This window comes from Psychrobacter sp. D2 (assembly GCF_013608135.1).
In the GTDB taxonomy this organism is placed as follows: domain Bacteria; phylum Pseudomonadota; class Gammaproteobacteria; order Pseudomonadales; family Moraxellaceae; genus Psychrobacter; species Psychrobacter cryohalolentis.
The window spans coordinates 259,481-273,296 of the sequence record NZ_JACDXZ010000003.1; the positions used below are offsets into that span (position 1 = coordinate 259,481).

Here is a 13,816-nt window from a genome sequence, read left to right on the forward strand (position 1 = left end):
TATAGTGATACTACGCTGAGCATCCGTATTACTGAAAAGCATGTGACCTTTATGTTTAACTACAAGCTCTGATAAGAAACTTTGACGCCAGCTATGTAGCCATCGTTATCTTCTGCTTTACTCACGATACTGCCGTTAGGTAATTCTCCCGTCGCATCGCCAAATTTTAGATACTTTCCACCAACTGATACTGCCCACTCTGGTGTAACGTTATACTTCACACCACCACCAAAGCTGTAATAACCTTCAATCGTACCTAGTGAGCTGACAGGATTACCTGCACCAGAGTCATATCCTACAACCACTGAACCTGCCAATTTCTCGTTAAAGCGTTTGGCTAAGCCAACATCGACTTTCCACTGGTCTTTGTCATATGAAAGTAACGGTAAACCATTGGGATCAGCGGCTTTAGAATAAGCATTATAAAGAGGCGGTACGATAGTAAAATCACTCCAAGGCACCCAACGTACATCCAATGTTCCTAGTAATTGATACTTCTCACTCAAGCCAGTTTGAATGTTTAGGTTGACTGATTCAGGGGTGGTAACAGTAGCTTCCGTAGTAGCATATTCGCTAATGGATTGACCCAATGCAGAGTTTGGATCTATTCCAAGTTTACCTAATGCTATGTTTCTTAGCGGTGACCCTAGCAATGGCACTCTCTCAGCTATTGATGTTTTATGCTCTATTTCTGAACGATAAGTCAAAGCTGCATTTAGAGCGATCTCAGGTTTACTGTAAGCAACACCCGCGACCCAACCATAATCCGTATCCGTATTTACGTTTGCATCGTAGCCTGTTAATGGACCATAAGCTTGACCTCGCAGATGTACATCAGCTTTTGCTTTTTGTAGTACAGGACCACCATATACTTGGAAACCATTAGACTTATAGCCTAATAAACCTGTCCAAGACTCTGTATGTACACTAACCTTGGTATTTTTATTGTAATTAGGATCTAGTACAGAAGAGTTAATGATTTCGTTTGGAACAGAAGTACCTGTAGAGGAATCAGCTATTGTTGGTTTCCCAGCTTTAGACACAAAGGTATTATCGCCAGAGTATTCTACTTCAGCACCGAACGGCTCATCATAAAATACACCAACACTAATATTTTCATTGACATCAGTTTTTACGCCATAGCGCATAAAAGTATATGTATCAGGAGTGGCATTGCCAGTAGATACACCTTTTTCGTAAGCGGCTTCTGTTGAAGTAATACCGTTACGAATCTCAGTAGTAGGTGAAGTTCGAATAGCACCTGCATTATCATACGCTGTAACTTTAGTATCGATATAAGCAAAATCAACTTCAGCATATGTACCAGGGTTAAAGAAACCCTTGATTTCTTGACCTGAACGATCAAGTCCAGCAGCATTACCTATGCTAGCCACAGAAAGAGCAGTGATGGCTAACGTAAGTGTTTTTAAATGAAAGGTGGTACGCATTTTTTATCTCCAAACATCCCTGTTGTTTTACCTTTTGATCAATTAGACTATGATGACTCATTATTAAATCTACAAAAGTCCAATCATCTGTTCGGTATCCTGAAATCATACTAATATCTTTTATACATGAAATCAACAACAAAAGTACGCTATTATACTAATGTGACTGTATAGTCCAAATATCATTTAATTATATTTCAAGGGATTAGTGTCAGCTTCTTGTAAAAAATAGCGGCAATCGTGAAGGATAATCGAGGCTTTACACGAAACAATTCCATAATTATATTAAACATCTGTTCTGAACAAACAATAGGCAATAAAAAAAGCGACCCTTAATGGATCGCTTTCTCATCTCTAACCTATTTGTCTATAATAATGTTTTATTTAGCTTGATAAGATATTTTTACACCAGCCACATAACCATCGTTGTCTTGGAAGTCACCAACGATTTTATCTGTAGGTAGTTGACCTTGAGCATCACCAAACCATAAGTATTTACCACCTGCTGATACTGCCCAGTTCTCTGTAAGGTTATACTTAGCACCTAGACCAACACTGTAATAACCATCAATTGGACCTAATGAAGTCGTTGGATCACCAGCGCCACTATCCCAACCAACTGTACCACTAACCGCTAAAGCTGGCGCGATACGTTTAGCAAGACCAAGCTCTACCTGCCATTGATCATCTTCATAATCTACCAAATTCAAACCATTAGGGCGTGCGGTAGATTGACTAACTTGATTATATAATGGTGGAGTAATGGCAAAATCGCTCCATGGCACCCAACGTACTTTTGCTGTAGCCAAGGTAGTAGGATTAATACCTGTCTGGAAATCAAAGTTTACAGATTCGGGTGTGGTCAACTCCATATTAGTCACTTGGATAGCTGGCAGCCCACGCGGAGGCACACCAATCGCGCCAATAATTGGTGCTAATGGATAACGCTCATATATGTCCATACTATGGTCAATTTCAGAACGATAGGTCAAAGCAGCTTTTAAAGCGATTTCAGGCTTACTATAAGAGACCCCAGCCAGCCAACCATAATCTTGATCTGGGTTAATATTTGAGGTATAGCCAGTAGCAGGACCATAGGCTAAGCCACGCAGTTTAACATCAGCTTGTACACGCTGTGCTACTGGGCCACCGTAAACTTGGAAATTCTTATTTGTGCCAAGCTTCATACCAAGAATAGCTGTTAAGTTCTCGCTACGAACTTCAACGTTCGTACTCTCTCCAGGAGTCGTTGATTCAGCCCCTATAATTGCATTGCCGATTGCTCCACTAGGTTTTGGATCATTTGCAAACTCACCTGCTGATTGAGCTGGACTAGTGTTTGCAACGAAATTATTATCGCCTTCATATTTTGCAGAAGCACCAAACGGCTCGTCATATAAAATACCAACACTAAAAGTATCATTGATGTCCGCTTTTACGCCATAACGGAAAAAATCATAAGATTCAGCGATATCACCAGTGGCATTACCTCGTTCATAACGATTGTCAAAAGGATTGTTATTAGAACTATCAAAGCCACTGACATCAGCATCAATATAGGTATAAACCGCTTCAGCATAGGTGCCATCTTGTAGGAATGCAGTAATATCTTGACCTGAGCGATCCAGACCAGCAGCGTTAGACATACTAGCTATAGAAAGAGTAGCTATCGCTACAGCAAGAGTTTTTAAGTGAAAAGTAGCGCGCATTGGGTATCTCCAAACATCCTCGTTGTTAAATCATTTTCATAACTCATATTCAGTATTGTTGCTCAAAATATAAACTTATGTAAACGACGTCCTAAATGAATAGTAATGATTTTTTAATATTAAGACAACTGCTAAAATAATTTATTTCTTGCGAATGACTGAAGAGCATTAATAACCAATAAAATCGAGCAAACAATAGTTTATCTATATTAATATCAATATTTTAACCATCTATATATAACTAAACTTAAGTTCTATAAATTAATAACTTCAAATGTTTAGTAAAAATATTAGAGAATAGTATTACGGCAATACATTTTTTTAACATATGAAAAAGCGACCCATTATGGATCGCTTTTTATAGATAATGACATCAGACTTATATCAAGTTAACTTATGATATTTTAGTTAAAGTTTTGCTTGGCTTGATAAGACAGTTTCACACCCAGAGCAAAACCATCATTGTCTTCAAAGTTACTAACTACTTTCTTATTTGGTATCTGTCCTTCAGCATCACCGAACCACAGATATTTACCACCAGCAGAAACAGCCCAGTTTTCAGTCAGGTTGTATTTTGCACCAAGACCCGCACTGTAATAGCCTTCGATAGGACCCAAAGATGTGACTGGATTGCCAGCACCACTGTCCCAGCCAACTGTACCAGTAACAGCTAAGGCTGGGGTTAAACGTTTGGCTAAGCCTAATTCTACTAACCATTGGTCTTTATCGTAGCTTACTAGTGATAAATTACTAGCTTGATTATAAAGAGGTGGCACAATAGCAAAATCACTCCAAGGTACCCAGCGTACTTTAGCCGTCGCTAACATAGTAGGATTAATACCTGTCTGGAAATCGAAATTTACAGATTCAGGAGTCGTGATTTCGATTTCACCAACTCTTGTTGTATTCATTTGCTTAAGAGCTAAAGCTGGAAACGTTTCTGAAATTGGTAAGGTATGATCAATCTCTGAGCGGTAAGTAATTGCCGCTTGTAGAGCGATCTCAGGCTTACTATAAGCAACACCAGCTAACCAACCATAATCTTGAGCAGCACTAATATGTGTAGTATAGCCATCTGCTTGACCATATGCTTTACCACGCAATTTCACGTCGGCTTGAACACGCTGAGCTACTGGACCAGCATATACTTGGAAGTTTTTATTTTCACCAAGTTTCGCGCCAAGAATACCTGTGATATTTTCAGTGCGCACCTCAACGTTAGTTGACTCGCCATTTGGTTGTATAAATCCACCAAAACTAGGATTTGGCTCATGAGATATGAAATCGTTTTTGCCACTATAGTCAGCTGCGGCACCAAAAGGCTCGTCATATAAAACACCAACGCTAAACGTGTCGTTGATGTCCGCTTTTACACCGTAACGGAAAAAGTCATAAGACTCAGCGATATCACCGATCACTTTTGGTTCAGGCGTTGATTTATCATAACCACTAACATCAGCATCTAGATAAGTATAAACCGCTTCAGCATATACGCCATCTTGTAAGAATGCCGTGATATCTTGACCTGAACGATCAAGACCCGCCGCACTCGCGACACTAGCAACAGAAAGAGCAGCGATAGCTACTGTAAGGGTTTTAAGATTAAAATTTGCGCCCATTGTGTATCTCCAAACATCCACATTGTTTACCGCTAGCCCGAACTTTGTTAGGTAGACGGTATATAAGGGGAAAGATACTAATGTTTTTCTTACACTAAAACAACATTATTTCTTCAATATGACTGGATAGTGTCTTTATTTAAAAATCCACATATAAATCTAATTAACAGAATTTGATTTATTTGCTAGTTAAACATGGCGATATTTTGTTTAGTAATGTGGTGGTCTATCTGCCATGACGTCAAAAGGTGCTACGCCTCCTTCTTCATCTTGGCTTTCAACTTGTTTATAAATAAATTGTAACTGTCGTTGTAGCGTTTGGATATGTTTGTCTTGACGAGTGATCACCTCATCAAGGCGTTCTACGGTCAGCTCAAGATGAGACATATTCATCTGCAGTTCAACTAACTGTAATTGTAAATCAGCTTGTGTGGCTAAGCTGTCGATTTGCGGCTTGGATACACTGTTATTTTTTGGATTTGCTTCATTCATATTTTTCTCAATACTAGATGCTATGGCTAACGATGGCTAACGATGGCTAACGATGGCTAACGATGGCTAACGATGGCTAACGATGGCTAACGCCTTGATAAGATGTTCTACATTGCTTGACAAATTAATCGTCATAAAATCGTGCTGATAAATCTATTTACGCACGCTACAGTTACGTGGCAGCATGTTATACTGCTGCAAATTTTGCAACAACCCCTACCTCACTATTATATAAGCTTAAGATACTCTATGGCACTGATACATTTAAAAGATATTCACTTAGCCTTTGGCGTCGCTCCTGTCCTTGATAGTATTGACTTTGCTATCGATTCAGGCGAGCGCGTGTGCTTAATTGGTCGCAATGGCGAAGGCAAATCCACCTTATTTAAACTGATTAATGGCACATTGTTGCCTGATAGCGGCGAAGTTATTATTAATAATAGTGTACGCGTCGCTATGCTCGAGCAGGATGTACCTGAAACCAGCGGTAGAATTTTAGATATCGTTATGGGTGGCAGCAAACGCACTGCCGAGCTGCTGATTAACTATAATACGCAAACTGATTTGTGTGCCAATGGTGACATGGATGCCTGCGAGCGTATGGCAGATTTGCAGCATGATATCGATGCGGTACATGGTTGGGATTTAGAGCGCGAAGCAACACGTCTTATCACGACAATGGGTCTCGATCCAGACGATGACTTATCGTCACTATCTGGTGGTCGTAAGCGCCGTGTTTTATTAGCACGCTCTTTAGTGACTAAGCCTGATGTACTGCTTCTCGATGAACCGACCAACCATTTAGACGTTGATAGCATTGAGTGGCTTGAGCGCTTTTTATTAGATTGGCAAGGTTTGACATTGTTATTCGTCACCCATGATAGAGCGTTCGTGAATAAATTATCGACTCGTATCATTGAGCTTGATCGCGGTCAATTGACCAGCTATGACGTCACTCAAGGTGAAGGTGGCTATGCACGCTATCAAGAATTAAAAGAGCTACAGTTACTAGCTGAAGAGAAGAATAATGCCAACTTTGATAAAAAATTAGCACAAGAAGAAGTTTGGATTCGCCAAGGTATCAAAGCACGCCGTACCCGTAACGAAGGTCGTGTGCGTGAGCTAAAAGCATTGCGTGAAGAGCGTAGCGACCGCCGTGAGCAAGTCGGTAATGTTAATATTACCATGGGTCAAGGCGAGAAAAGCGGCAAGCTGGTCTGCAAGGTTAAAAACTTACACCTACAATATGATGACCATGTATTGGTCGACAATTTTAGTACGACCATCATGCGCGGTGACAAAATCGGTATCGTCGGTCCGAATGGCGCAGGTAAAACCACGCTTATTAAAGCCCTACTCGATATGTCAGACGATGATGTGATCAAAACAGGCAGCGTTGAATTAGGTACTAACTTAAAAATTGCTTTCTTTGATCAGTTGCGTGATCAGTTAGATTTGGAAGCCAGTGTGGCGCAAAACGTCTCAGAAGGCTCTGACTTCGTCGAAGTGGGTGGTCGTAAAACACACATTATGAGCTATCTACAAGATTTCTTATTTGCGCCAGAGCGTGCCCGTACGCCCGTCAAAGCATTATCAGGTGGTGAGCGTAACCGCGTGCTACTAGCTAAGCAATTATTAAAACCTGCAAATATCCTCGTACTCGATGAGCCAACCAATGACTTAGATATGGCGACACTTGAGCTACTAGAAGAATCCGTCGCCAGCTTTGGTGGTACGATTTTGCTCATTAGCCATGATCGCTCATTTATGGACAATGTCGTCACTTCCACTTGGGTATTTGATACTGATGAAGATGGTAAAGGGACGGTCAGCGAGTATGTCGGCGGCTATCAAGAGTATTTGGTACAAAAAAACCGCGAAGAAGCTTCTAAAGCAGCTAAATCCTCTAGTAGTAATACTACTGCCAACAGTAAATCTGTTAATAAATCAGCGGCAGTAGCGAAACTTAATACTGCTGCTAAAAAGCTTAACTTTAATGACCAGCGTGAGCTTGATGCGTTACCAAAAGAGATTGCTGCTTTAGAAGCGGAACAAACGCAGCTAGAAGAAAAGCTAGCCGACGGTACTTGGTTTAATCAAGATTTTGATGCGGCAACAGCTGCTAGTGAGCGACTGCTTGCCATTGAAGATGAGATGATGATTAAGCTTGAACGCTGGAATACGCTTGAGAGCTAATCTAAATCTTTATGCACGTACTTATCATCATTTTATAATATAAAGTGGTGATAATAGCGTCACAGCGACTTACAAACTAGTGATGTGCTGAAAGTTAGTGAACATTGTCGTAATTTCAAGTATCATTCGCTATTGCCGAATACCCTTATCATTTATAAGGTCATTATCTATAACATTTTTGTTGATATAAAGCTGTTATTAAACATTGATAATTAAGGTGTTATGTCTTAATCACTTTGTTTAATGCTGAAGCGTGCCCTATTAAGGTTGCTTTATTTTTAACACAATAATTTATTTTATGACCAAAATAGCTTAGAATAGCAACAATTAGCAAAATTAGGCACAGCTAACGTGGCTTGATAATTGTTTCTATTCTAAGTCACAAACCCAGTGTGGGATAATCCCATTTCATTCACCTGGAGGAAGTATTAATGAGCCATGCCGAAGGCGTTAACGTACAACGCCGTAGAGTTCTGATTGCCTCGACTGCCGTAATTGGTGCAGCTGGGGTAGCTGCTGTGGCAACACCTTTTGTTCGCTCTTGGACCCCAAGTGCTAAAGCTGAAGCTGCTGGTGCAGCAGTGACCCAAGATATTGGTTCTATCGAAGCAGGACAAATGATTGTTGTCAAATATCGTGGCAAACCCATCTTTGTGGTTAAGCGTACTGAAGAGATGCTGACGTTGCTTGAGTCAGTAAAGCCATTATTGTCTGACCCTGATTCTAGTGCCTCTTTGCAACCTGAGTACTGTAAAAATCCTGAACGCTCTATCTCGCCAGAAGTATTGGTGGTAGAAGGCGTCTGTACACATTTAGGTTGTGCACCAAACTACCGTCCCGATGTTGGCGCAGCCGATTTAGGTGGTAATGACTGGTATGGCGGGTTTTTCTGCCCCTGTCATGGCTCTAAATACGATTTAGCGGGTCGCGTTTATAGTGGCGTACCTGCACCGCTTAACTTACCTATCCCAGAGTACAACATGGATGGTACCATCTTGACGATTGGGGAGGCTTAATATGAGCATGGGTAAAAAGTTAATGCATTGGGTGGACGCGCGTTTTCCTGCGACTGAAACCTATGAATATCATATGTCAAAGTACTATGCACCAAAGAACTTTAACTTTTGGTACTTCTTTGGCGTGTTATCAATGGTGGTACTGGTCAATCAGTTAGTCACTGGTATTTGGCTAACAATGATGTACAACCCAAGTGCCGAAGGGGCATTTGCGTCTGTTGAATATATCATGCGTGATGTTAAGGGCGGTTGGCTCATCCGTTATATGCACTCGACTGGCGCGTCAGCGTTCTTCGTAGTGGTATATCTGCATATGTTCAGAGCCTTGCTATACGGTTCATACCAAAAACCGCGTGAGCTGATTTGGCTTATCGGTATGGGTATTTACTTAGCATTGATGGCAGAAGGTTTCTTCGGTTACCTACTCCCTTGGGGCAACATGTCATTCTGGGGTGCTCAGGTTATCTTGAACTTACCTGCAGCCTTACCTGTCATTGGTGACGGTCTTGCTGAATGGGTCCGTGGTGATTATATCATCTCAGGTATCACCCTAAACCGCTTCTTTGCCTTGCATGTGGTTGCGATTCCGCTCGTGCTTGTGGGCTTAGTCTTTATGCATTTAGTGGCTCTGCATCATGTGGGTTCTAATAACCCTGATGGTATTGACATTAAGAAGCTAAAAGACAAAAACGGCGTGCCATTAGATGGTATCGAATTCCATCCGTACTACACTGTGCATGACATGGTTGGTATTGTTGTCTTCTTTATCTTATTCTTTGCTGTGGTGTTCTTCTTCCCAGAAGGCGGCGGCTTCTTCCTTGAGCCACCAAACTTTGAGACTGCCAACTCACTGAAAACACCAGCGCATATTGCACCGGTATGGTACTACACGCCTTTCTATGCCATCTTACGTGCCGTTCCTGATAAGCTTGGTGGTGTGATTGCGATGGGTGCTGCTATTGCCGTATTGTTCTTAATACCTTGGCTTGATAGATCCCCAGTACGCTCGATACGTTATAAAGGCATTTTATCTAAAATCGCTTTAACCGTGTTTGCTATTAGTTTCTTAGTATTGGGTTATTTAGGTGCGACGCCTACCACCCCAACAGCAACTATAATGGCTCGTATCTTTACCATATTGTATTTCTTGTTCTTCTTATTGATGCCGTTTTACACTGCCATTGAGAAGTGTAAACAGCCACCAGAACGCGTTACCGGAGGTCACTAATGAGCACGCTAATTAAATCCCTAGCAGGTTTGGGCTTAGGCGCGGCATTAACTTTGACTGCTGGTAGCGCTCTAGCAGCAGGTAGTGGCTGCGGTACGTTTACCAATGCTGAGGGTATTGTAGAGCATTTGGCTTGTAGTACAGCGCCTATTGATTTTACCAATAAGGGCTCACTACAAAACGGTGCTAAGACGTTTATGAACTACTGTGCTGGGTGTCACTCAGCCAAGTATGTTCGTCACTCACGCATCGCTAAAGATTTAGAGATTCCACCTGAGCTGGTCGAAAAGTATTTGATGGTGACGACCGATCAGATCGGTGATCATATCGATGCTGAGATTGACCCTGAAGTACAAGCCTCATGGTTTGGCGCGGCTCCTCCAGATTTGTCACTTGAGACAAGACTGCGTGGCGATGATTGGGTTTACACTTACCTATTGTCTTTTTACGAAGATCCAAGCCGTCCTTGGGGTGCTAATAACTTAGTCCTCGCAAATGCGGCAATGCCTCACGTTTTGCATAACATGCAAGAAGAGCTGAGTCAGGAAGAGTTCGAATCTGAAGTAGGTGACTTAGTTAACTTCATGGCATGGATGGCAGAACCTGTTCGTCATGACCGTAAAGTGATTGGTTTCTTTGTGATTTTATTCTTACTTGTCTTATTGATTCCAGTTTACTTGCTCAATAAAGAATTCTGGAAAGATATCAAATAAGCGATATTGATAATCGAGCAAGATGTTGGTATAAAAAAAGCATTACTTCGGTAGTGCTTTTTTATGCTTTAAATATTTATAAATCAGCCGCAAAAGCGAGCTAAGCGCCAAATTTTTAAGCGACAGTGTTTACGTACGCTACCTTGATAAACACAGCAACATTGTTTACGATGGCAGGCTTTACTATTAACATTAGGCTTTCATGATTGATGCGAATGACATTCCAAGTAGTCAGCTAATTTTATACGCTGATGACGGCTACGACAGTCATGTGGTGCGCCTATTGCTTGAAGAAAAGAAGCTCGCTTATTATTTATCACGTTTGCATTCTGAGCGTCCTGAGGATTTAACCGAGCTAAACCCTTATCATACTTTACCTGTCCTACAGCAGCGTGAGATTGCGCTTTATGAGATTAACGTCATCTTTGAGTACCTTGAAGAGCGTTATCATGCCAATAAGCTCTTGCCTGAGACGCCACAAGAGCGGGCACAATTTCGCCAGTTAGCATGGCGTATTCAGCGCGATTGGCTCTCACTCGGTAAGCGATTGCTTATGCATCCAGACAGCTTTAATAAAGCTCAAGCGGTTATGGCTAGAAAACAGCTGAGCGATTCGCTCATCACTATATCACCATTATTTGCGCACAAGTCTTACTTTATGGCAGATGAGTTTGGCTGGTGTGATGTGCTGCTAGCACCTTTATTATGGCGATTGGAAGAGATGCACATTGAGCTACCACGCGCTATCAGTCGCCCTCTGTTTGAGTATCAAAAACGGGTCTTTGAGCGAGATAGCTTTCAAAAAAGCGTGCGTTAATTAGACAACAGTCAAATGCTGCCTTAAAATAACAAATAATGAAGCGCAAATGAATTTCTGCAAATAATCTTTTGCCACTGATACCTTTTAACCCTTACTTAATACCGTCAATATAGGAAGCCAAAGATGAGCGAAGAAACCACATCTATTACTCCAACACGTCCTTATATGATACGTGCCTTGTATCAATGGATAGAAGACAATGCGCTTACGCCGTATCTGATGGTCGATGCAACCGCCGATAATGTTCAAATTCCAAAAGAGCATGTGCAAGATGGTCGTATCGTGCTCAATATTGCCAGCCGTGCCACCGGTAATATGAGTATGGAGAATGACTATATCCACTTTAGTGCGCGATTTGGCGGTGTATCACAAGAGATCTGGGTACCGCTCACAGCAGTGCTAGGTATTTATGCAAAAGAGAATTCTCAAGGGATGTTTTTTGACCCCAATGAATATGACAATTATGTGCCTGAAGACGATGCCGTTGCGAGTAGTAGCTCTAAAACAAACGTAGCAGCTCCTAAGCCCAAACGTGATAATAAAGCCGGTTTAAAAGTATTAAAATAGTCAATTTTCCGGTATAAAAAAGGCTGATCGTATTATATACGGTCAGCTTTTTTTATTGTCAGCCCAAAAGTGGTGATGACCTTAAACGATTAGGTTCTTGGTAAGGTCACACCGCGCTGTCCTTGGTATTTACCACCACGATCTTTATAACTCGTCTCACAGACATCATCAGCATCACTTTGGAAAAACAGCATCTGCGCAACGCCTTCGCCGGCATAAATACGCGCAGGAAGATTGGTGGTATTACTAAACTCTAAAGTCACATGCCCTTCCCACTCAGGCTCAAGTGGTGTGACATTGACAATGATACCGCAGCGGGCATAGGTTGATTTACCAAGGCAAATAGTCAATACATCGCGTGGAATACGGAAATATTCCATCGTACGAGCCAATGCAAAAGAATTAGGCGGAATAATACACTCGTCACCGATGACATCAATAAAGCTTTTTTCGTCAAAGTTTTTAGGGTCCACAATTACTGAATGTACGTTGGTGAAAACCTTAAATTCAGGCGCGCAGCGTACATCATAACCATAGCTTGAGGTACCGTAACTGACCAAACGCTCACCGGCATCATTAAAACGTACTTGACCGGCTTCAAACGGCTCAATCATGCCATGTTCTTGAGCCATTTTGCGAATCCAGCGGTCAGACTTGATAGACATTGTTATTCCTTAGCAGATATAAAATAAAACTTATAATATGGATGGTGTTTTGATAGCGACGATTATACGGAATTGAGCGCTCAATTTATAGGCTTGGCTACGTTTAAAATAAATCTCTAGTCAAAACGATAATCGCCTACCATTTTGCATAATGATCTTCTGCCAGTCCCATCACATTATCAAGCTTAATCACCTCTTGTTTGATTCTAATCTCACCATTATAAAAACCAAGCCATTGCTCAAAAATACTGGCAACGATACCAAAGTTATCGGTCTTCTTATAAACCGTTATAGGGGTAAAGGTTAAATCAATATCAACATTGCTCCAGCCAAGGTTTTGATGATAGATATGCCAAGGCTGCGGTGTGTCATCTAACCTATTAGCAACAGTGTCTTGCTGATTGGATGGCAAATTTAGAGCATCACGAAGAAACATAACAGGCGGTAAATAACATATCTGCCCATCTAGCCAGCACGCATTTTCACTAGTGCCCGTTTCATTAACACCCATCGATAAGTTCAATGTGAAATGACGACCATCTGGCAAATAGCTATTGATACATGTCCAAAACCAATTGGTCTCATGACGCATATATCCAAGTGTCCAATCTAAATTGGCAATAGTGTCATCATTGAATGATATTTGCTGAGCTTGATGTTCGTTATTAAACGTTGAATTGGCCTTAATAGCTAAGTGACCTACGATTTTGGTAAGCGGCTCTTTTTGCGTAAAAGTCCAACCACGCCTGCCAGTCGGTGTGCAGACCGCCAATGGCTGCGACTGCCGCTGTAACGTTGCTTCAATAGCCAGATACTGACTGTCTAACACAACGTTGACTTGTGACGGGGTAAAATCTAACGTCAATGTCAGCTTTTTATGTCTAAATGCCATCTGCCCTTGATAGCAACTACCCTTTAAACGCGTATCAAGCGTCAAAGGCTGCAAGGCTTCACACACCTCTATCTCGTTTGTTTCATCATTATAAAGATAAACAAAAGCACTGGTCGCAAGCTTAATAGTCGCCAGTGCCAAGCAGACTCGATAAGGTGGTTGAATGATTTGAATAAAGCAGAATTGGTTGGCTTTTAAATCTTTACGCCAATTGGGCAGAGGTTTCTGTGAGATAAGGTGGCTGTGATAATCTAAATAGTTGATGTCTTTGATTTGGGCAAAAATACCAGAATGAGGCTGACCTTTTTGGATTAGTTGGTCGAGCACCGCTGGTTTCAATTCATTAGCGATATCAGAAAAAGGTTGATGATTGTTTTGAATCATAATGGCGGCATCCTAGCCAAATTTATACCAAGAGTTAAGCAGTTTGTTATGTAATGGCTATTGCTAT

At 41.4% G+C, this 13,816-nt stretch carries 12 protein-coding genes; 6 read left to right on the forward strand and 6 right to left on the reverse strand.

Going from position 1 to position 13,816, the window contains the following annotated elements:
• Positions 1-59: 59 nt before the first annotated feature.
• The 4 genes from H0262_RS05875 to H0262_RS05890 all read right to left on the reverse strand — a co-directional run bounded on the left by H0262_RS05875 (position 60) and on the right by H0262_RS05890 (position 5,268).
• Complete coding sequence (locus H0262_RS05875; protein WP_181210054.1) at positions 60-1,448, reverse strand: OmpP1/FadL family transporter; 1,389 nt, start codon at positions 1,446-1,448, stop codon at positions 60-62.
• A gap of 380 nt (positions 1,449-1,828) precedes the next feature.
• Entirely contained in the window at positions 1,829-3,157 is a 1,329-nt protein-coding gene (locus tag H0262_RS05880) for an OmpP1/FadL family transporter (protein WP_181210055.1), read from the reverse strand.
• Positions 3,158-3,561: 404 nt separating this feature from the next.
• The gene (locus H0262_RS05885; protein WP_181210056.1) at positions 3,562-4,776 is read right to left on the reverse strand and encodes an OmpP1/FadL family transporter; all 1,215 of its coding nucleotides are present in this window, start codon (positions 4,774-4,776) and stop codon (positions 3,562-3,564) included.
• Between the two features lie 210 nt (positions 4,777-4,986).
• The gene (locus tag H0262_RS05890) at positions 4,987-5,268 is read right to left on the reverse strand and encodes a SlyX family protein (RefSeq protein ID WP_181210057.1); all 282 of its coding nucleotides are present in this window, start codon (positions 5,266-5,268) and stop codon (positions 4,987-4,989) included.
• Between the two features lie 249 nt (positions 5,269-5,517).
• On the opposite strand from H0262_RS05890, the gene H0262_RS05895 reads away from it, so the two are divergent.
• The 6 genes from H0262_RS05895 to H0262_RS05920 all read left to right on the forward strand — a co-directional run bounded on the left by H0262_RS05895 (position 5,518) and on the right by H0262_RS05920 (position 11,808).
• Positions 5,518-7,464 (forward strand): ATP-binding cassette domain-containing protein, encoded by a 1,947-nt coding sequence (locus tag H0262_RS05895; RefSeq protein ID WP_181210058.1) that lies wholly within the window; start codon positions 5,518-5,520, stop codon positions 7,462-7,464.
• A gap of 431 nt (positions 7,465-7,895) precedes the next feature.
• A complete protein-coding gene (gene petA, locus H0262_RS05900) occupies positions 7,896-8,480 on the forward strand; it encodes a ubiquinol-cytochrome c reductase iron-sulfur subunit (RefSeq protein ID WP_011513909.1) in 585 nt (194 codons plus the stop codon).
• Positions 8,481-8,487: 7 nt separating this feature from the next.
• Entirely contained in the window at positions 8,488-9,708 is a 1,221-nt protein-coding gene (locus tag H0262_RS05905; protein ID WP_406626821.1) for a cytochrome bc complex cytochrome b subunit, read from the forward strand.
• A complete protein-coding gene (locus H0262_RS05910) occupies positions 9,708-10,421 on the forward strand; it encodes a cytochrome c1 (RefSeq protein WP_011513911.1) in 714 nt (237 codons plus the stop codon). The genes H0262_RS05905 and H0262_RS05910 overlap by 1 nt, the downstream gene beginning before the upstream one ends.
• A 202-nt stretch (positions 10,422-10,623) precedes the next feature.
• A complete protein-coding gene (locus H0262_RS05915; protein WP_181210059.1) occupies positions 10,624-11,238 on the forward strand; it encodes a glutathione S-transferase N-terminal domain-containing protein in 615 nt (204 codons plus the stop codon).
• Positions 11,239-11,364: 126 nt separating this feature from the next.
• Complete coding sequence (locus tag H0262_RS05920; protein WP_181210060.1) at positions 11,365-11,808, forward strand: ClpXP protease specificity-enhancing factor; 444 nt, start codon at positions 11,365-11,367, stop codon at positions 11,806-11,808.
• 89 nt (positions 11,809-11,897) lie between these two features.
• On the opposite strand, the gene dcd is transcribed toward H0262_RS05920, so the two are convergent.
• A complete protein-coding gene (dcd, locus tag H0262_RS05925; RefSeq protein ID WP_020443725.1) occupies positions 11,898-12,473 on the reverse strand; it encodes a dCTP deaminase in 576 nt (191 codons plus the stop codon).
• A 136-nt stretch (positions 12,474-12,609) separates the two neighbouring features.
• Positions 12,610-13,749, reverse strand: coding sequence for a DUF2804 domain-containing protein (locus H0262_RS05930; protein WP_181210061.1), 1,140 nt, complete (start codon positions 13,747-13,749; stop codon positions 12,610-12,612).
• Positions 13,750-13,816 lie beyond the last annotated feature (67 nt).

Bases quoted from the DNA above. Each gene is read 5' to 3' on its own strand.
- H0262_RS05875 (WP_181210054.1), bottom strand. From the start codon at position 1,448: ATGCGTACCACCTTTCATTTAAAAACACTTACGTTAGCCATCACTGCT.
- H0262_RS05880 (WP_181210055.1), bottom strand. From the start codon at position 3,157: ATGCGCGCTACTTTTCACTTAAAAACTCTTGCTGTAGCGATAGCTACT.
- H0262_RS05885 (WP_181210056.1), bottom strand. From the start codon at position 4,776: ATGGGCGCAAATTTTAATCTTAAAACCCTTACAGTAGCTATCGCTGCT.
- H0262_RS05890 (WP_181210057.1), bottom strand. From the start codon at position 5,268: ATGAATGAAGCAAATCCAAAAAATAACAGTGTATCCAAGCCGCAAATC.
- H0262_RS05895 (WP_181210058.1), top strand. From the start codon at position 5,518: ATGGCACTGATACATTTAAAAGATATTCACTTAGCCTTTGGCGTCGCT.
- petA (WP_011513909.1), top strand. From the start codon at position 7,896: ATGAGCCATGCCGAAGGCGTTAACGTACAACGCCGTAGAGTTCTGATT.
- H0262_RS05905 (WP_406626821.1), top strand. From the start codon at position 8,488: ATGGGTAAAAAGTTAATGCATTGGGTGGACGCGCGTTTTCCTGCGACT.
- H0262_RS05910 (WP_011513911.1), top strand. From the start codon at position 9,708: ATGAGCACGCTAATTAAATCCCTAGCAGGTTTGGGCTTAGGCGCGGCA.
- H0262_RS05915 (WP_181210059.1), top strand. From the start codon at position 10,624: ATGATTGATGCGAATGACATTCCAAGTAGTCAGCTAATTTTATACGCT.
- H0262_RS05920 (WP_181210060.1), top strand. From the start codon at position 11,365: ATGAGCGAAGAAACCACATCTATTACTCCAACACGTCCTTATATGATA.
- dcd (WP_020443725.1), bottom strand. From the start codon at position 12,473: ATGTCTATCAAGTCTGACCGCTGGATTCGCAAAATGGCTCAAGAACAT.
- H0262_RS05930 (WP_181210061.1), bottom strand. From the start codon at position 13,749: ATGATTCAAAACAATCATCAACCTTTTTCTGATATCGCTAATGAATTG.